This window comes from Streptomyces sp. NPDC005878 (genome assembly GCF_040629815.1).
Taxonomy (GTDB): domain Bacteria; phylum Actinomycetota; class Actinomycetes; order Streptomycetales; family Streptomycetaceae; genus Streptomyces.
Genome location: NZ_JBEXWK010000040.1, coordinates 20,473 through 38,403 on the forward strand (window position 1 = coordinate 20,473; position 17,931 = coordinate 38,403).

Sequence of the window (17,931 nt, forward strand, 5' to 3'; positions counted from 1 at the left end):
GTAATGGACTGACGCACCTCGTGGACACCGGCATGCCGCGCCTCGGTAGGGTCCAGCCCATGCCGCTTGCGCTCTTCGACCTGGACAACAGCCTCGTGGACCGGCAAAGCGCGCTCAACGACGCCATCACCACGTTGTGCCGCACGCACGGATTCGGCGCTGCCATCGAGCAGCAGCTGCGCATTGACCTGGTCGATCGCGCGACAGCTGGCGACTTCACCCGGCTGCGGGCAGCCTTCGCCTTGGATGTGTCGGCCGCGGAGCTGTGGCAGGAGTACGTCAGCCTCATGGCCGCCGCCGTCACCTGCCGACCAGAAGTCCTCGAGGGCCTTGCCCGTATGCGTGAGGCCGCATGGACGATCGGCGTCATCACCAACGGGGCCGGCGACATCCAACGCGCCAAACTCGCCGCGACCGGCCTCGACGCCCTGGTCGACGGCGTCGCCGTCTCGGGCGATCTGGAGATCCGCAAGCCGGACCTGCGCCTCTTCCAACTCGCAGCCTCCCGCTGCGGCGCGAACCTCGCGGATGGCGGCTGGATGATCGGCGACAACCCGACCGGAGACATCGGCGGCGGACACCAGGCCGGCCTGCGCACCATCTGGCTGCGCGGACGCCCCTGGCCTGACGGGCTGCCCGCCGCTCACCACATCGTCGACGACGTCACCGACGCCATCACCATCCTGCTCAACGAGACCTCGGAGTAGCACCGTGGACCAGCCCACCGTCGGCATCCTCCACCCCGGCAGCATGGGCGCCACTGTCGCCGCCTGCGCCGCGACCAACGCGACCGCAGTCCTGTGGTGCGAGACCGGGCGCAGCCCCGCCTCGGTGAAGCGCGCCGCCCAGTTCGGGCTGACGCCCGTGGCCACGATGTCCGAGCTGCTGGACCGCAGCGACATCGTCATCAGCCTCTGCCCGCCAGCCGCAGCCGAGGACCTGGCCCGCGACGTCGCCGGGCACCGCTTCGCCGGGGTGTACGTGGAAGCGAACGCCATCAACCCCGAACGCGTGAAGCGGATCGCCGGGCTGCTCAAACCGACCGCGACCGTCGTGGACGGCGGCATCGTCGGCTCCCCACCGGTGCGCGGCAAGTCGCCGACCTTGTACCTGTCGGGTCCTGCCGCCGCCACCGAGCGCATCGAGGCGCTGTTCGCGGACACCGCCGTCCAGACGGCGGTGCTGGGCACGGAGATCGGGAAGGCGTCCGCGCTGAAGCTGGCGTATGCCAGCTTCCAGAAGACGAGCCGCGTGCTGGTGGCGCTGGCGGTCGGCATGGCGCGCGAGCACGGCGTCGACCAAGAGCTTATCGAGGTCGCCTCGAAGCGCACCGACTCGTACCTGTCCGAGCCGCAATACGTCGCCAAGACCGCTGCCCGAGCCTGGCGCTGGGGCCCGGAGCTCGAGGAAGCCGCCGACACCCTCGCGGCCGCCGGCCTTCCACCGGAGATACTGCGCGCGGCCGCGTCCACGCTGGCCCGGTGGCATGAGGTCAAGGACGACAGCGAGCTCACGCTCACCGACGCCCTGGACCGACTCGCCCACCCGTAGCCCGCGCTCATGCCGACGCCGCCCCCGCCCGCTGCGCCAGCAGCTGGTCGATGAGTCGAGCCGCGTCCTGCGGAGCCGCCGCCGTGGTGTCCACGGTCAGGTCCCAGGTCGTACCCGGGTGCGCGTCCAGGTCTTCGCGGGTCGCGTCCCACGCCGCCAGGCGCGCCGCGGTGTCGCTGTCGCCGCGCCCCGCCGACCGCTGCTCGGTGACCTCGCGCGGGCACCACAGCAGCACCACCGACCAGTCGGCCGGGTAGCCGTCGACCAGCGCGCGGATGCCGTCGATCTGCCCGAGGTGCACCACCGGCACCCCGGCCGCGAACGCCGCGTCGACGCCGGGCCGGTCGATCACGTAGGTGTTGCCGTACCTGGTGTTCGCGTAAACGACGTCGCCCGCGGCCTCCAGCTCGTGCAGCTGCTCCGCGGTGCCCATCCGGTAGCCGACTGACTTGCCGGACCCGACCTTGAGCCGGGCGAACTGCGCGTACTTCGCGTGCAGCCCGGTGAGCACGGCGGTGACGGTGTCCTTGCCCGCCGCCGGCGGGCCGTACAGGATCACGCCCTGACGTCCGGTCACGAGTACATCGCCCCCATCGCCTGCCGAGCCTGGTCCGCGAGCGTCACCGCGGTCCCCAGTCGGTTGTCGACGACCAGGTGCGGCACTGCCGGGCGCAGGTCGAGGTCGATCGTGGCCATGTACTCGTCCCACCGCTGGAGCTTCCACGCGTCCCGGGCCGCGGAACGGAATCCGATGTACTCGCGCATCGACTCCTCGTCGCAGCGGACCCAGACGGGGAAGACGTCGACGCCCATCGAGCCCGCCCGGTTGGTCAGGCGCTGCATCCAGGCCGGGTCGGTCATCTCTGCGATAAACGGGGCGGTCAGCACGGTGGAGATGCCGCACTTGATGTTGGCCATGGCCGACTGCATCAGGCAGTCGTACTCCACCGGCCGGACCTTCTCGCGATAGAGATCGGTGTGCCTATCGTTCGCGTCGCCGCCCAGCGCGACCAGGAGGCGTTCCACGAGCGGGCGGGTGAGCGGGTCCTTGTCGAGCAGGGGCCAGCCGGTGAGCTGAACGAAGAAGCGGGCGAGCTCGGTCTTGCCACTGCCGGCGAAGCCGCCGACCAGGATGAGGACGGGGCGGTGCGGGTCGCCGCCCGTGTGCCGGCGCTTCCACGCGTCGATGATCCGCTGCTGCAGATCGAAGTGGTCGGCCTCGTCGGAGCCCGGCGCGATGCGATGAATGGCGCGCTCAACAGCCAGGACATGTGATCCGTTGAGGCGGTCGTCCAGCGGCGTGAGCTTGAAGGAGGACTCCTCACCGGGCAGGGCATTGCGGAACCCCAAGTCGGGTTCCGTCGCCCGGTAGAGGAGGCAGTAGGCGCGCCGGTAGTGGGGGCCAGGGAAGACCTCGCCCTGTTCGTGCTGCCACAGGGTCTGAGGATTCGCGGCGGGGATGCCCTTGAGCTTGGCCTGCTCGGCAACCGCCCGGAGGCGCTCGCCGGCCTTCTCCAGGGTCAGGCCGTGAGCCTCCCGCTGCTCGCGCAACCGGTCTGGCCGCCACCCCGCTCGCTGCTTCCCCACCCTCTGCCCCTCCGTCATCTTCATGGCCGCGAGCCTAGAGCTCGGGCCCCAAATCCCATGTGTACGTGGATGTTGAAAACCCGTGAACGGAAGTGTGCACGGGCTTCGACAAGCCGCTGTGATGTTCCGTCCGGCTCAGCGCGAGTGTGATGGCCCCCACACGACGAGCAGTCACGAGGGGGGTCGCAGTGGTCAGGTTCGAGGACTTAGGCATCGAACGCGTATTCCAAGACGTATGCCGCGCTGTCCATGGTCATCTCGTTCACTTCGACCGCCCGAAGGTCTGCGTCGTAAGCCGTTCGACACAGCTTGATGACGGGACGCTCCAAGGGCATCGCCAGCCCTTCGGCTTCCTCAGCGACGGGGAGCCGGCAGCGGATCTCCTCGCGGAAGTGCACGGGCCCGTGGCCAAGCTCGGCGAGCCGGGCGTACGTACCGCCCTCTCCGGTGTCGACGCGCATGATCGCGGTGCCTTCTGCCAGCTCAAGGGGCAGGTAGGAAGTTGCGAGCATGACCGGCCTGTCGTCCAGCACAAAGCGACGGGACCGAGCGCATACGGGCTCGCTTTCATCGAGCTCCAGCATCCGGGCGATGTGCGCCGGAACCGGCACGCTGGCAACTCGGACGTCGATCGTGACGGGGCGCTCTTCGTCAGCGGACCAGATGGATTTGCCAGCACCCCATTGCTCTCGGGCGAGCCGTTGGATGCCGTGGCGTCGGATCGGGCGGAACTCGATGACGCGGGCGCCGGCACCCTTCTTCGTTTCCACCAGGCCCTCGATCCGCAGGATCTTGAGCGCCTGGCGCGCGGTAAGAGCCGCAACTTCGTACTGAGCGGCGAGCGCGTTCTCGCCTGGCAGTCGATCACCAGGCCCGTACTCGCCGGACTCGATTGCCGCCTTCAGGTCGTCGGCAATCCGCTGGTACTTGGGCCGCTGCGCGCCCGTCTCACTCGCCATGCATCTCCCTACCTCGTTAGCGATCCTACGGCCGCTGGCTATCGAGGGACCGGCAAGGGCGTCCCGGTGTGGTGTGGGGATGCCGCCGGATCAGCGTACCTCGCTAACGTACTTCTTGACATCGCTAACGAGCAGCGCTGTACTGATGAAGCGCCGAACCTCGCTAACGAGGTAAGGGCGGGGGCGCCGAAGAGGTGCGGCTTCGCCCTGCCCACTCGCCATCGGGACGCCTCCCGAGCTCAGAACGTCCGAGAGGAGCACCACCCCATGAACACCACCAGCCGCCCCGCCGCCAGCCTCGCCACCGAGAACTTCGACGCTGAGACGCTCGCGCTCCTGGAGGCGGTGGAGGTGCCGCTCCCCGACTTCGGCGACCTGGACCTGGACGTCGCCTTCGGTACGCCGCTGGAGATGTTCGAGGCCGGCCCCCTTCCCCACGAGCGGTTGGACGGCCTGGACATCACCGCCGCCGTCGCCGCGATCGAGGCCCGCGAGAACCGAATGCTCGCCGCCCGCGACATCCTCGCCGCCGACCCGACCGCCACCGAGCTGGTGCGCGAGCGCCTGGTCGACGTGCTCCTCCCCTACGCCGCGCAGCTGCGCATCACGCGGCCGGCCGCCGCGGCCCCCCTGCCGATCGCGGCCTGATCCTCCCCGCCCCACCCGCCGGGTCTTCGGACCCGGCTCCCCCACCCGGAACCGCCCCCGCGGGCGGCGCCGGATGAGGGAGCCGGAAGCGCGACTCCCGACAGCATCCGCCCGGACATCCAGCCCTTGGGCTGGCTCTGGAAGGCAGCGGCTGGTCCTTGAGAACTCAACAGCGTGATCCACCACCGCAGTACCGGCCGTGTCCACACCGGCCGGAGGTGAGTGGAAACCCGTCGTGTGGCGCCATTACCGCTGGTGGTGGCAGTCAGCACGTGCGATGACCCGTCAGGCGCTCTGTTCCTGGGGCGGCCCGGTGCAGTACCAACCGGGCGCTCATTACTGATGGAGAGCACGGAGGGCAGACATCCCCACGACGTAAAAGAACGACGCGACACACTCCCAGACCCTCGGCACCCGGTCCCAGCCGAGGCGAGGAGCCGCGTCGGGACTGAGGGAACCTCGTTCTCCCTCTCAGCACACAAGGCGAGCAGGCGCGGCGGCAGAGGCCGCGCCCCCTGTTTTGCAGCCCCGCGCTGCCCAGTCGCCCACCGCCGGCCTTCGGGTCGTTCGGTGGGCGGTGGAGAGCGCGGTGGACACCCGCTCTACCAACCGCGACAGCCCCAGGGATCGGACCCCCGGGGCTGTCCAGGACCTGTATGGAGGCCCTGTTGAACTCCCTCAGCGTCGCACAGAACGACGACACCACCGACCCGATCATCGAAGAGGCCCTGCGCCGGGCCCGCAGCGGGAAGTGACCGCGATGGACTGGCGCCACAACGCGGTCTGCCGCGAAGAGGACCCCGAGCTGTTCTTCCCCATCGGCAACACCGGGCCGGCGCTCCTGCAGATCGAGGAGGCCAAGGCCGTCTGCCGCCGCTGCCCGGTCATGGAGCAGTGCCTGCAGTGGGCGCTGGAGTCCGGCCAGGACGAGGGCGTGTGGGGCGGCCTGTCCGAGGACGAGCGCCGCGCCATGAAGCGCCGCGCGGCCCGCAACCGGGCCCGCTCCGCTGCCTGACCCGTCAACTCCCTCTGGAAGAAGGCGACATGCGGTTCCTCTACCTGCTCGGCATGGCCGGGCCGTTCATCGTCATCGCCGCGGTCCTCCTGGCCCGCTGACCTCGCTCCGCTTCCTGCGTTGCCCAGTCGCCACCGGCCCGCCCCGCGCGGTCCGGTGGCGGTGGAGAGCGAAGGAGCACTCGCTTCCCCCGCTCGGCTCGGCCCTCGCGGCTGGAGAGCACTTCCCCGACTCCCCGTCCTAGGAGGACCTCGTGATTTCCCTGCCCCTCTTCCTGCTCGCCGGTGGCGCCACCTGGCTGTTCTGGCGCTCCGACATGCGAGCGGGCGTCCTGATCGCCGCGCTCATCTGCGGCTACGCCCTGGCCACGTCGCCGCTCGCGGCTGCGATCGACGGCATGGGCCACGGCATCGGTACGGCGATCTCCAACGCCAACGCCGCTGACAGCAAGTGATTCCTGCCGCTTGCCCGTGGCTCCGCACTGCGAGGTGCGGGACCGCGGGGAGGTGACAGCCCCCGACCCGTCCGCACAAACCCCGACCTGGAAGGAACCCACCCCGACATGAGCGACAGCAGCGACAGCGGCGAGAAGCTCGGCTCGAACCTCTCGGAGCTCATCAAGCAGCTGGAGAAGATCGAGTTCACGAGCGACCGCGACCTCTACCAGTACGCCCGGATCCTGCGGGCGATCGGCCTGGAGCTCCACATGCGGATCGGCATGGACGCGGACATGGTCGGCGCCATCCTCGCCCAGTACAAGGGCAAGTGGTGGACCTTCGGTGCCCAGTCCAAGATCCGCGCGAAGCTCGTGTCCGCCCACCTCAAGGGCGGCGCGTCCGCCGCGAAGGTCCTCGGACTGAGCGGCGTGAAGATGTACGCCTCCTTCGTCAAGCACTTCATCCAGCCCGAGATCGAGGCTGAGCGGAAGGCGCGCGAGGGCAAGGGCTCGAAGAAGCCCGGATTCTCCATCGGTGACAAGCCCAAGGGCGCCGCCGGGCGTCCGGGCGAGGCCGGAAGGGCAGCGTGATGGCTCGCCGTATCTCCGCACGAGCGAAGAAGATCGACACCCGTACCGAAGAGGAGCAGGAGTCCTCGAGGAAGGCATGGGTCACCTACGGCGGGCCGTGGGGCATCAACATCGGCGGCTGCATCGTCGCTGAGACCGCCCACGTGCTGCTCGCCACCACCCCGGCCTCCCTGGCGCTCGCCGCGCTCGGTCTGGCCGGCACCGGCGCGGCCCTGTCGAAGTTCATCAACCACATGGACCACAAGGCCAAGCGAGACAAGGACGTGCGCTACCTCCACCAGGTCAACGCCGTCGCCACCACGGCCGGGGTCACCCTGGGCACCGTGATGGGCCTGGAGTCCGGCGCCACGATGGGCGCCTGGATGCTCGCCGGGTCCGGCCTGTGCATCGCCAACCACCTGTGGTCGGCGCTGTACAAGAAGGGCTCGGGCGAGAAGGCCGACGGCAAGTGGGCCAAGCTCGAATCCGAGATCGGCCTGGCCAAGCACGAGCTGAAGGAAGCCCAGTCCAACGGCAAGGGCACGGTCGTCGCCAAGATCGAAGCGAAGGACGGGGCCACGGCGGACGAGTTCGCCCGCCGTATCCCCGCCATGACCTCCGCGCTCAAGCTCGGACAGGGCCGCATCACCCACACCGTCGACGACGACGACGCCTCGCTGATCACCATGCGGGTCCAGGTCGCCGACCTCCTCAAGGAGGGCTTCGCCTGGCCCGGCCCGTCCGCGTTCGGCGCCGGCTTCGGTGACCTGCCGATCAACCTCGGACGGTACGAGGACGGCGAGACGCTCAAGCTCAACCTGCCCGGCATCCTCAACGACCCGCAGGAGGTCGAAGGCGGCCAGAACGTCGAGCACTGCGTCGCCCAGGGCGTCAACGGCGCGGGCAAGACGGTCGGCAACTCGATCATCGTGACCGAGGCCGCCACCCGCACCGAGGTGTCCGTCATCGTCATCAACTGCTCGAAGTTCATGCAGGACTACGGGCACGTCCGGCACGCCGCCGACATGGTGATCACCAACGAGAAGGACGCCCGCCGGTTCTTCAAGCAGATGCACACCGTCATCAAGGCCCGCGGCGAGTACCTCGCGGCCAAGGGCCTGGCGAAGTGGAAGCCGGGCTGCGGCCTGAACTTCCTGCTGATCATCGGTGAGGAGGCCGCCGACTTCGCCGACGGCGAGGCGTACAGCAAGGTGCTGCGGACCCTGCGCTCCACCGGCGGCTGGTTCCTCTCCTCCATCCAGCGCGCCACGCACGACCAGATGGACACCACGGCGCGCTCCAACCACCCCGCCGGTATGGCCTACGGCCTGTCCGACGGCGCGGAAGCCCAGTACGTCCTGCCGCCCGAGGCGATCGACGCCGGCGCCTTCCCCGGCTGGGCGAACAGGAAGCCCGGCTACCTGTACGCGGCCGGGATGGGCATCGCCGAAGACCGCTGGGCGGTCACCGCCCGCACCTACAACGCCGACCGCCCCACCCTGGCGGCCGCCGTCACCGCGGGCATGAACGTGCGCACCCCCATGGACGCCACGACCGCTGACGCGTTCGGCGCGCTGTGGACCAACCGCACCTTCTACACCACCCCGCTCCTGGAGGGCGACGCCGACGGATCCGGCGCCTTCCCCCAGCAGCCGGCCGCCCCCGCCACCCCGGCGGCGGACACGGCCTCCGAGTACGACGCCGACGAGTACGAGGAGGACGAGGACGTGGAGATCGACCCGGACCTGCTCGCGAAGGAGACCGAGGACTTGGACGAGGAACTGCGGAAGATCCTGGAGGCCGACCCCGAGCCCGGCGCGTACGACCACCTCAGCGTCGAGACCGAGATCGAGGCCCCGGCCGCCGACGCCCCGGTCTTCCAGCTGCCCGGCGCGGTGGCCGACGAGGAGAAGCTCTCCCCCGAGGACACCAGGGACGCCATCTTTGCCCGACTGGATTCCTGGGTGCGCGAAGGCAAAGACAACTTCGAGCCCAAGGAGCTCAACGACCTGTGGATGCGGGTCAACAAGAAGGGCGCCCGCGACTGGTGGAACCGCCTGAAGAAGCAGCTCCTGGACGACGGCGTCATCGCCAAGGACGAGTCCGAGGAGGGCTACGGATCGTACGACCTGATCCGCTCCCCGCTCGAAAATGGCAACTGAGAGTCACCATTCCCGGGAGGGGCCGCACAGCGCACACCGCACTGTGCGGCCCCTCCCTCCCCTAGGGAATTTCCAGTGTGCAAGCCCGCACACAGGTGATTGATCCCGGTTTGCACCCTGTGCAGTGTGCGCCGCACACTCCCCCCGCACACTACGGAAGGTAGCCAATGAGCGCCCCGACCGCTCCCCGGCCGAAGCAGGCCGGGCCGCCCAAAATCGCCGCGCCCGTCAGTGCGGACGACGCCAACAAGGCCCGGAAGTCCATCGCCAAGCTGGACGAGGTCCTGGCCATGGTCACCAAGGCGCTGCTGACCCTCGGGGGCGGCGCTTTGATCTTCACTTGTGTGAATGTGACCCGGTTCGGCGTCTCCCACGAGATCCCCTGGTACATCGCCTGGATGCTGGACCCCCTGGCCAGCCTCGCCCTGATCACCGTCCTGTACGTCGACGGTGTCCTCGCAGAACACGGCGGGGACTACAAGCCCGGCGGCTGGCCGTTCCTGCTGCGCTGGACGGCCGGCCTCTCCACCTGGGTGATGAACTGCTGGACGTCGCTCTACCCCGACGGCCACTTCCACTTCATCCCGCAGAAGCCGGACGCCGGCGGCATCCTGCTCCACTCCGTCGCCCCGGCCCTGCTGATCCTGCTCGCGGAAGCCGCCACCGGCTACCGCAAGTACGCGACCCGGCGGCGCGGCGAACTGACCGCGATCATCGCGACGTTCGAGAGCGCGAAGGCCACGGAACGCGAGACCGCCGAAAAGCGAGCCCGCGAGGAAGCAGAACGCGAGGCCGCCGCCAAACGCGAGGAGGCAGAACGCGAGGCCGCCGCGAAGCGCCAGGAGGCACAACGCGAGGCCGACCGCCGCGAACGCGCGGAAAACGCGAGGCTCGAAAACGAGCGTCGGCAGGCAGAAATCGAGGCCGCCTCCCGCACCCGCCGCGAAGAAATCGAGGCAGAACGCGAGCGGCTCGCACTGACCGAGCGCACCGCAGAAATCGAGGCGACGCGTCGCAAGACCGAAGCCGAGATCGAGGACCGCCGCCGCCGCGAGCAGTGGGAGCGGGAACAGGCCGAACGAGACCGTGAGGCCGCCCGCCAGGCGGAGATCGTCAAGGCAGAAGCGCAGGCAGAGGCGCTGCGCAAGGAAGCCGAAGCCCAGGCAGAGGCGCTCCGCAAGGAGGCCGAAGCCGCCGCTGAGGCTGAGCGGATCAGGGCTGAGGCTGAGGCCCGCGCCCTGGAGGAAGCCGAGAAGATCAAGCGGCAGCGCGCCCTGGAGCGGGCCGCCGCCAAGTCTCGCGGAACCTCGGAAAGTGCAGGCGCCCGCGCCTCGATTTCTTCCGGCCGCACCTCGGAAAGTGGGGTCGCGCTCAGCGCGGTGCCCGCCCTGACCGCCTCGGAAAACGGCGGCCGGGTCCCTCGCGAAGTGCGCGAGAAGCAGCGTGACGAAGCCGAGCGGTACATCGCGAAGTGCTCGCTGTCCGGCATCGCGCCGGACCTGGAGCGCCTTGCAAACCAGTACGGCAAGGGCGAGACGTGGGTCGGAGACCGCGTCCGCGCCGCCAAGCGCCGCCTCGCGGAAGAGGACGGATTCGAGGAGTCGGTCATCGCCGACGCCCTGGACGTCTTCGAGGACGACAGCGACAGCGCCGGTGCGGCATGACCCACCGGCCCGAAGAAGAGGAAGAGGACACCGTGGACACGGACTTCGAGTTCGACTTCACCCACCTGGGCACCGAGCCGGTCGCCCTGCTCCCCAAGGCCGGCCCCGAGCACCCGCCCACGATCCTGCTGCGCCGGGACGCGCTGCTGCCCACGCGGTGGCGCCAGCTCACCGACTGACGCAGCCCCCGAGCTTCGACGGCTCCACTGGCCCCGAGATGTTGAAGCCACCTCGGGGGCCGGTGAAGAGGCCGAAGCCTCCCCGGGCGATCTCACGCCAAATGACATTCGCCCGAGCTCCCCAAGCAGAGGAGAGACCCCATCATGCCGTCTCACGGCGAGCAGCCCCAGCCCACCTACTACCCGACGCCGCTGCCGCCCCAGTACGGGCAGCCGCCCGCCCCCGCGTACGGGCAGCACGTCGTCCCGCTCCCCCAGGGCGCGGTCGTCTACCCGCCGACCGCCGGCCTGGACGGCGTCGTCATGATGCCCGGCCCGAACGGCCACCCGGTCGCGTACTACATGCCGCCGCCCGCCCCGGCCCCGCAGCCCTACATCTCCCCGCTCCTGGTGAAGGCCGCACTGGTCGCGTTCATCGTCGGAGTCGCCGGGCTCGGCGTCTACTTCCTGGCCGCCGCCATCCTCGAGCTCGCCAAGGCGCTCGCCATCATCGTCGGCGTCGCCCTGGTCGGCTTCGTCCTGCTGAAGATGCTCGTCGCCGGGCCCGGCGCTGGCCGGTCGATCAACGTCAATGCCCGGGGCCGCGCCAAGGTGCAGGTCCACACCGGCCGCGGGCACAACCGTGGCCACCGCCGCTGACCCTGCGTCCCCGCCGGCCGTCCGGGACGTCGACATCTACGCCGACCCCACCGGCGTCCTCCCCGTACACCGCTGGAGGCAGGCCCCGAAAGGGCTCGCGACCAGACGGCAACTCAGGGAGCGGCGCTTACGGCCCGGCGGCCAGGACCCGGTCGCGGTCATCGAGTGCCGGGGTGGCAAGCGCATGGCCTTCCTGTACGAGATCGCCAAGGCCAAGCCGATCCGGCCGATGACCTTCGCCAAGGAGGTCGCGCTCGACAAGGCGATGGCCGCCCGGCAGACCTGCCCGAAGTGCTTGCGCCGGTACTACCACTGCCTCCCTCTGCGCACCCTCGGCTCGTGCCTGGAGTGCCACGACGGCACCCCGGCCGCGCCAGGCAGCTACATGCGCCCGCCCGGCGAGCACTTCGCCGCCGCGGCCTGAATCTCCCTCCCGCGTCTGCCGGTTGCCTGATCCACCCGCCCGTCGGCGGGTGGTGAAGGGGAGTCGGTGAGCCCGGCCCGCCCACGTACAGCACCACCTCATCCCGCAGCCGTCGACCACCGTGAAGGAGAACCCGGTGAGCGAGCCCGACAAGCACGAGCCCGACCCCGCCATCCCGCCGCTGGACACCATCGACGAAAGCCAGCGCGTCCCGCCGCCCCGGCGGCCGGCCCCGCCCCGGCCGCAGCCGATCAAGGCAGCCGCCGACGTCCCGCCGGGCGCCATCGCCGCCTTCGGCGTCGTCGCCCTGGTCGCCCTGCTGCTCATCCTCAAGTGGGGCATCCCCAAGGGCCTCGACTGGTACCACCACCAGGACTGGGCGTGGTTCACGCAGTGGACCGCCACCGTCGCCGACCCCGTCCACGCCTACCTGAGCGCGCACACGGTCGGCCTGCCGCTGACGGCGACCAGCGCGTTCGTCATCTGGCAGGGCGTCGGCATCGTCTCCCTGGTCCTGTCCTGGATCACCGGCGCGGTCGGTGCCCGGTTGACCTGGACGGCACACGGCGCCTGCTCGGTGTTCATGGTCTGGGACGCCGCCCCCGCCGCCGGCCGCCCCGTGGCCGCCGCCCTCGCGGTCCTGGCCTGGACGATCGGCAGCCTCTTCGCCCTGCGTGGCCTGTCGCTTCGCCCGCTGATCCACCTGCACAACCACAACCACCCGGCTCGCTGAGAGGACGTCGTCATGTTCCGGATCATCAGCACGGCCCGGCTCGCTGAGCTGGACAACCTCGCTTCCGCGTTCCCCATGGTCCGGAGCAAGTGCGACGGCCTGGAGAAGGACCTGGAGACGGCGCAGCGCCACGCCAAGGAGCTCACCGCGAAAGCGGAGCAGGACACCGCCCGCTTCCACCAGGAGCTCGCCGACCTCAACCAGCAGGCCGACGCCCGTGTTGCCGAAGCCAGGGCCTCGGTGCAGCGGGCCCAGCAGCAGGCCACCGCCCTGATCGACGGGGCCGCGAAGCGGGCGAACGACATCGAGCGCCGGGCCGACCAGAAGGTCCGGGAGCTGAACGCGGAGATCGAGCAGCTCAAGGCCAAGCTGCCCCACCCGACACCCAACCCGCAGGGAGTCGTCGCCCGGTACCAGAACCTGGTCGGCGCGCCCATCGACCTGACCCTGTTCGTAACCGAGGACACCAACGCGGCCTCCGGCTACGGCTACTCCTCCAAGTCCGTCGACCTGAAGCTGGTCAGCCTCTGCTCCGGCTGCGGCTACCGCGAGGAGGAGACCCGAGAGCAGGTCTACGACTCCCCCGAGGCCCGCACCAGCTTCCTGGAGAACACCTACGAGGGCGGGAAGCTCAAGCGCTGGGCGCAGGAGCACGCGGAGACATGCCGGGCCGTCGCCCTCCCTCTCCAGCGCGCCGCCTGACCTGGTCTGACGGTTGCCTGATCCACCCGCCCCGCACGCTGCGGGCCGGGTGGTGACGGGGAGCCGGACAGCCCGGCCCGGATGGGAGTCGCACGTGACCACCGCCCCCCTCACCATCAGCGGCGACCGGAACCTGGACGCCGCCTGCGCCACCGTGAGCGGCGAGATCGCCCGCACCGACAGCAAGGCCAGCCTGCTGCTCGCCTTCGACGGCGCGGTCCTCGCGGGTCTGGCCAGCGTCGCCGACAAGGACCTGCCCGTGTTCACGAAGGTCGTCGGCGCCCTGGCCGTCCTCGCCCTCGCCGCCGCTGCGGTCTTACTGCTCCTGGTCGTCCGGCCCTGCCTGACCGTGCCCGGCCGCCCCGCGCCGGGCACCTTCCCGCAGTGGGCGCGCCTGGAGGAGAACGAGCTCCAGGAGGCGATGGGCCAGGATCACCGCCCCGCCCGCGTGAAGGCGCTGTCGATCCTCGCGGTCCGCAAGTTCCGGCGCCTGGCCCTCGCGGTCGACGTCATCCTCGCCGCGCTCGCCCTGCTGACCGCCGCCGCGATCGGAGTGCTGGTGTGAGCACCGCCGCCAGCTTCGTCATCAGCTACGCCAGCATCGCCGGCGCGCTCGCCATCCCCTTCGTGATCGCCGCCGCCCGCCGCACCGCCGCCCGCATCCACGCCCAGGCCGCCCAGAAGGAGCAGTAACCATGACACTCACCCTCTTCCGTACCCGCACCGCCACCGAGCCGGAGTACACCCCCGAGCCGTGGCCGGAGATCGGCGAGACCTGGAAGCCCGAGGGCGTCATCGTCACCCAGCGCTTCCTCGGACTGGCCGGTGCCGTCGTCCTCGTCTACACCGCCGACGCCGGGGTCAACGGCACCTACTACGCGGTGGCCTGCCTGGGCTGCACCTTCCGCACCCGGTCCAGGAAGGCGGGCGACAGGTTCATCTCCTCCGAGAGGGACGCCGGGGAGATCGCCAACCACCATGCGGCGCAGTGCCGGGCCCTGCCCGGGGACCTGCCGATCCGCCCCGACGACGACACCGCCCGCGAGATCGTGCGCCGGCGGCTGCACTCGGAGCGCCGCTCCGACGGCGACGTCACGGTCTACCTCACCGACTTCCACCTGGACCGCCTCGCCCTCCAGCGCTCCACCGAGTGGATCGAGGAGGAACTGCAGCGCCTCGCGGACGAGCAGCCGACGATCCTGACCGCCAAGCCGCGCACCTACGGCACCGGCACCGAGTTCACGATCCTGCGCTTCCCCAAGAGCTGACCGGACGCTCTCCGTACCGGCCCCGCCCGCCGCCCGCCGGCGGCCGGGGCCGGGCGGTGTCCGCCCGGTCAGCCGAGACCGGACGACCGGCCCTCCCCTGGAGGTCACCGTGTCCCTCGCCCGCCGCTCCCTCATGGAAGTCGCCGCCGCCCGCTTCGGCTGGCGCCGCGCCTACGCGGACACCACCGACGTCGACGGCCTGCTGATCGAGCAGACCGAGGCCGCGTACACCGAGGCTGCCGACCACGCGCAGCTGGCGACCGCGAAGAACGGCGACGTCCTCGCCGTGCAGCCCGGCGTCCTGGACGTCCGCGGCCGCATCCTCGCCGACGTCCTCTACCTCGAGGGCGTCCTGGTCGGCGCCCGCAACCGCGGCTTGCCCCCGGAGCTCATCGAGCGCCTGGAGGACGCCGTCGACCACGGCCACGAGCTGACCGTGCTGCTCGCCGACACCGTCCGCACCACCGCCGCTCTCCACGCGGCCAGCTGAGCGCCCGGGGCGGCCGCAGGCATCGAACCCGGCCGCCCCGGAGCAACGCCCCCTCCCCTCCCAGAGCGCACTGACAGAAGAAGGAGCCCCAACATCATGACCGCAACCCTGCGCCAGACGGCCAACACCGTCGCCAACTCGATGATCGAAGGCGCGAGCATGGCGTCCGCGCTGATCGGCGGCGCGGCCGGCGCCTACCTCGGCTACCAGCTCGCCCCCACCACCTGGTCCGACGGAGCCCGCATCGCGTTCGCCGGCGCGGTCGCCGTCGTCGGGGCCGTCGCCATCGACGGGCTCGCCGAACTCGTCCTCGCCCCGATGCGCAGGCTGATGCGGCGCACCCCGTTCAGCGTCACCCGCGCATCGGCCCCGGCCCCGGCCGACAACCTGGACGACGCCCTTGCCCAAGTCGCCACCGCGACCGAGGCCGACGCCGCCCACCGCGCCGCCGGTGCCGCCTTCCGCATCGACCAGGGCGACAACTTCCTGCGAGACGAGGACCGGTGGCGCGGCTACGAGGACGGCGAGGCGTCCTTCTACCTCGCCCCCGGCGTCTGGCTCCACCACCGCGCTGAGATGGGCAAGTACGGCCGCGAGCACCACTTCACGCTGCTGACCGGCGACGGCGAGCAGCCGGTGGCCATCACCGGCATGGAGCAGATCCGCCACCACCTCGCCGCCCGCGCCGCCGGCCTTCCCGCCGTTCCGGCGACCGGCGACACCGAGGACAAGGTCGCGGACACGATCGCCGAACTCGACAACCACCTCAAGGCCCTCGAAGCCTGACGGGCTACCCGTTCCGCCCCGGCCCTTCCCGGCCGGGGCGGTGCGGTGGCCAATCAGCCCACCCCTGCCCCGCCACCGAGAGGACCGACCATGCCCGCGACCAAGAGCAGGCCCTCCCAGCTCAGCGTGCTGCGCTACGGCGCGTTCGTCTCCCGCACCGCCGAACAGCGCGTCACCTCACACGCGCCGACCGTCCGCAAGCTCGTCCACGACCACTTCGGACGCCGCCCGCTGGGCGCGGTCACGATCATCCTGACCAAGCCGCGCCTGCTGCTCTCCCTAGCCAACGAGGCGCAGGGCGAGGCCGCCGGCGTCCCGGAGAACACGTGGAAGTCCGTCGGCGTGCAGCAGAGCATCATCGGCAAGCCCAAGGACTTCCGCGTCGCCACGGTGATCGCCCCCAAGGGCGCGATGTGGATGCTGATCAACGCCCCGAAGATGCGCGACCCCAAGCAGCTCAAGCTGAGCCTGTTGCGCGGCTTCGTCGAGGTCGACCAGCTCATCCGCTCCGGCGCCCGCGAGAACCGCATCGCCTGGGTCCGCCACGAGATGAACGTCAACCCGCTCAGCAAGCGGCAGGCCAACAAGCTCCAGGCGCAGATCCTCGCCGACGGAGCCGAAGCCGAACGCATCACCGCCGACCTCGCCAAGCGCCTGTGATCTGACGCGCCACCGTGCTGCCCCGGCCCTTCCCGGCCGGGACGGCGCGGTGCCCCATCAGCCGCAGTCCCGCAGGAGGCCCCTTGTGATGAACGACCTGCTGAACCTCCCCGACGGCGTCCTCTGCACGCTGGTCGGGCCGCCGGGCAGCGGCAAGTCCACCTTCGCCGCCCGCTACCCGGACAGCTGGCGCGTGTGCCTGGACGTCTACCGGCGCCTGGCCACCGACTCCGAGGCCGACCAGTCCGCAACCCCGGTCGCCGCCGAGATCCAGAACCTTCTCCTGGACGCCCGCCTCTCCCGAGGCTTGAACGTGCTGGTGGACTCCACCAACGTCTTCCCGCACGTCAGGGCCGGTCTGCTCGCCCGCGCCCGCTACTGGCAGCGGCCCGCCGTCGCCGTCCTGTTCGACGTCCCGCTGCCGACGGTGGAAGCCCAGAATGCCGGACGCGACCGCGTGGTCCCGCTGCACATCGTGCGCGAGCACCATCAGCTGCTGCCCGACGCCGACCAGCTCCACCGCGAGGGCTTCACCGCGGTGCACCTGATCTCCGAACTCCTGGCCACGTCCGGTGCCCTGCGCCTGGGCACCCGCCGCTGACCCCACCCACCTGCACGTCCTGACCGACCTGGAGGAACCCATGGCACGCAGCGCCCGCCCCGTCGTCCACTACATGGCGACCCGGCCCGACGGCACCGTCCCGCCCACCGACAACCACCTCGCCCGCTACTACAGCGGCCTGGGGGAGACCATCCCGACCGTCAACCTCGCCGACCACATCGGCGAGACCATCGACCACCCCAGCCCCGGCCAGAAGTGGTACACGGACAAGCCCTTCAGCTACTTCCACATGTACACCCGGCCCGGCGAGATCCTGGAGCGCATCGAGGACGGCTGGCCGGTCCGGCTGTTCGTCGTGGAGCCGCTCGGTGAGACCGGCAACTGGGGCGGCGACTACTACCCGTACTGGCTGATGTCCCAGCAGATCAGCGTCGTCGAGGAGACCGAGGCGTGGCGGGCGTTCGGGCACCGCGGCGCGCAGACCCTGGCCGCCATCGCCCAGCTCCCCGACCTCGCCCGGCGGTGGGCCGAAGAGTGGGCCGCCGACCCCGAGGACACGCGCCGCATTTACGCCGCGTGGAACGAGCGGGTGCACGACACCCACGCCCTGGACTGGTGGGCGCACTACCGGGCGCAGTACTCCCGACGGGAGGCCGGCCTCAAGGCGGCCGACCAGCTCGCCGACACCGCCGCCGCCCAGGCCGCGACCGACGCCGGCGCCGACACCGAGGCACTCGCCGCGATCCGCCTGCGAGCCCGCTGCCTGGTCGCCGGTCAGCTCATGTTCGACCGGATCCGCACCGGCGAGTACGAGCAGTCGATCCGCGCCCTGCTGCTCGGTGCCGCACTCGACACCCCCGCCCCCGTCCCGGCCTGACGCTGCTGCCCGCCCCGGC

General features: G+C 70.7%; 24 protein-coding genes. 21 read left to right on the forward strand and 3 right to left on the reverse strand.

The genetic code is table 11. From position 1 onward, the window contains the following. Positions 1-59: 59 nt before the first annotated feature. The gene (locus ABZ404_RS35905; protein WP_358832349.1) at positions 60-707 is read left to right on the forward strand and encodes an HAD family hydrolase; all 648 of its coding nucleotides are present in this window, start codon (positions 60-62) and stop codon (positions 705-707) included. A 4-nt stretch (positions 708-711) separates the two neighbouring features. Beyond that, positions 712-1,551, forward strand: coding sequence for a DUF1932 domain-containing protein (locus tag ABZ404_RS35910; RefSeq protein ID WP_358832348.1), 840 nt, complete (start codon positions 712-714; stop codon positions 1,549-1,551). A gap of 7 nt (positions 1,552-1,558) precedes the next feature. Here ABZ404_RS35910 and ABZ404_RS35915 read toward each other — a convergent pair whose 3' ends face one another. From ABZ404_RS35915 to ABZ404_RS35925, 3 genes are all read right to left on the reverse strand, one after another. Beyond that, on the reverse strand, positions 1,559-2,128 hold the full coding sequence (locus ABZ404_RS35915; protein WP_358832347.1) for a guanylate kinase: 570 nt from the start codon (positions 2,126-2,128) through the stop codon (positions 1,559-1,561). Beyond that, positions 2,125-3,162, reverse strand: coding sequence for an AAA family ATPase (locus tag ABZ404_RS35920; protein WP_358832346.1), 1,038 nt, complete (start codon positions 3,160-3,162; stop codon positions 2,125-2,127). The genes ABZ404_RS35915 and ABZ404_RS35920 overlap by 4 nt, the downstream gene beginning before the upstream one ends. Before the next feature lie 182 nt (positions 3,163-3,344). Then, positions 3,345-4,097, reverse strand: coding sequence for a GntR family transcriptional regulator (locus tag ABZ404_RS35925; RefSeq protein ID WP_358832345.1), 753 nt, complete (start codon positions 4,095-4,097; stop codon positions 3,345-3,347). Positions 4,098-4,364: 267 nt separating this feature from the next. Here ABZ404_RS35925 and ABZ404_RS35930 point away from each other — a divergent pair, with 267 nt between their 5' ends. The 19 genes from ABZ404_RS35930 (at position 4,365) to ABZ404_RS36020 (ending at position 17,912) form a co-directional block, all read left to right on the forward strand. Next, the gene (locus ABZ404_RS35930) at positions 4,365-4,745 is read left to right on the forward strand and encodes a hypothetical protein (RefSeq protein ID WP_358832344.1); all 381 of its coding nucleotides are present in this window, start codon (positions 4,365-4,367) and stop codon (positions 4,743-4,745) included. A gap of 760 nt (positions 4,746-5,505) precedes the next feature. Beyond that, on the forward strand, positions 5,506-5,760 hold the full coding sequence (locus ABZ404_RS35935) for a WhiB family transcriptional regulator (RefSeq protein WP_358832343.1): 255 nt from the start codon (positions 5,506-5,508) through the stop codon (positions 5,758-5,760). 253 nt (positions 5,761-6,013) lie between these two features. Then, positions 6,014-6,214, forward strand: a complete 201-nt coding sequence (locus ABZ404_RS35940; RefSeq protein WP_358832342.1) for a hypothetical protein — start codon at positions 6,014-6,016, stop codon at positions 6,212-6,214. Positions 6,215-6,322: 108 nt separating this feature from the next. Further along, positions 6,323-6,787, forward strand: coding sequence for a hypothetical protein (locus tag ABZ404_RS35945; RefSeq protein WP_358832341.1), 465 nt, complete (start codon positions 6,323-6,325; stop codon positions 6,785-6,787). Then, complete coding sequence (locus ABZ404_RS35950) at positions 6,787-8,928, forward strand: hypothetical protein (RefSeq protein WP_358832340.1); 2,142 nt, start codon at positions 6,787-6,789, stop codon at positions 8,926-8,928. Before ABZ404_RS35945 ends, ABZ404_RS35950 begins: the two co-directional genes overlap by 1 nt. A 290-nt stretch (positions 8,929-9,218) precedes the next feature. Next, entirely contained in the window at positions 9,219-10,592 is a 1,374-nt protein-coding gene (locus tag ABZ404_RS35955; RefSeq protein WP_358832339.1) for a hypothetical protein, read from the forward strand. Continuing rightward, positions 10,589-10,771, forward strand: a complete 183-nt coding sequence (locus ABZ404_RS35960; RefSeq protein ID WP_331737956.1) for a hypothetical protein — start codon at positions 10,589-10,591, stop codon at positions 10,769-10,771. Before ABZ404_RS35955 ends, ABZ404_RS35960 begins: the two co-directional genes overlap by 4 nt. Before the next feature lie 144 nt (positions 10,772-10,915). Then, the gene (locus ABZ404_RS35965) at positions 10,916-11,410 is read left to right on the forward strand and encodes a hypothetical protein (RefSeq protein ID WP_358832338.1); all 495 of its coding nucleotides are present in this window, start codon (positions 10,916-10,918) and stop codon (positions 11,408-11,410) included. Beyond that, positions 11,394-11,834, forward strand: coding sequence for an RRQRL motif-containing zinc-binding protein (locus tag ABZ404_RS35970; RefSeq protein WP_358832337.1), 441 nt, complete (start codon positions 11,394-11,396; stop codon positions 11,832-11,834). Before ABZ404_RS35965 ends, ABZ404_RS35970 begins: the two co-directional genes overlap by 17 nt. Before the next feature lie 136 nt (positions 11,835-11,970). Further along, positions 11,971-12,567, forward strand: coding sequence for a hypothetical protein (locus ABZ404_RS35975; protein ID WP_358832336.1), 597 nt, complete (start codon positions 11,971-11,973; stop codon positions 12,565-12,567). A gap of 12 nt (positions 12,568-12,579) precedes the next feature. Continuing rightward, positions 12,580-13,269 carry a hypothetical protein gene (locus ABZ404_RS35980; RefSeq protein WP_358832335.1) on the forward strand — a complete coding sequence of 230 codons (690 nt, stop codon included), beginning with the start codon at positions 12,580-12,582 and terminating at the stop codon, positions 13,267-13,269. Positions 13,270-13,363: 94 nt separating this feature from the next. Beyond that, the gene (locus ABZ404_RS35985) at positions 13,364-13,834 is read left to right on the forward strand and encodes a Pycsar system effector family protein (protein ID WP_358832334.1); all 471 of its coding nucleotides are present in this window, start codon (positions 13,364-13,366) and stop codon (positions 13,832-13,834) included. After that, positions 13,831-13,962 carry a hypothetical protein gene (locus ABZ404_RS35990; RefSeq protein WP_358832333.1) on the forward strand — a complete coding sequence of 44 codons (132 nt, stop codon included), beginning with the start codon at positions 13,831-13,833 and terminating at the stop codon, positions 13,960-13,962. The genes ABZ404_RS35985 and ABZ404_RS35990 overlap by 4 nt, the downstream gene beginning before the upstream one ends. Before the next feature lie 2 nt (positions 13,963-13,964). Then, positions 13,965-14,537 carry a hypothetical protein gene (locus tag ABZ404_RS35995; protein WP_358832332.1) on the forward strand — a complete coding sequence of 191 codons (573 nt, stop codon included), beginning with the start codon at positions 13,965-13,967 and terminating at the stop codon, positions 14,535-14,537. Between the two features lie 109 nt (positions 14,538-14,646). After that, entirely contained in the window at positions 14,647-15,027 is a 381-nt protein-coding gene (locus ABZ404_RS36000; RefSeq protein WP_358832331.1) for a hypothetical protein, read from the forward strand. A gap of 96 nt (positions 15,028-15,123) precedes the next feature. Continuing rightward, a complete protein-coding gene (locus ABZ404_RS36005) occupies positions 15,124-15,813 on the forward strand; it encodes a hypothetical protein (RefSeq protein WP_358832330.1) in 690 nt (229 codons plus the stop codon). Positions 15,814-15,903: 90 nt separating this feature from the next. Beyond that, complete coding sequence (locus ABZ404_RS36010; RefSeq protein ID WP_358832329.1) at positions 15,904-16,473, forward strand: hypothetical protein; 570 nt, start codon at positions 15,904-15,906, stop codon at positions 16,471-16,473. Positions 16,474-16,561: 88 nt separating this feature from the next. Then, positions 16,562-17,074: an ATP-binding protein gene (locus tag ABZ404_RS36015; protein WP_358832328.1), complete on the forward strand. Its 513-nt coding sequence runs from the start codon at positions 16,562-16,564 to the stop codon at positions 17,072-17,074. A 40-nt stretch (positions 17,075-17,114) separates the two neighbouring features. Then, a complete protein-coding gene (locus ABZ404_RS36020; RefSeq protein WP_358832327.1) occupies positions 17,115-17,912 on the forward strand; it encodes a hypothetical protein in 798 nt (265 codons plus the stop codon). Positions 17,913-17,931: the final 19 nt, after the last annotated feature.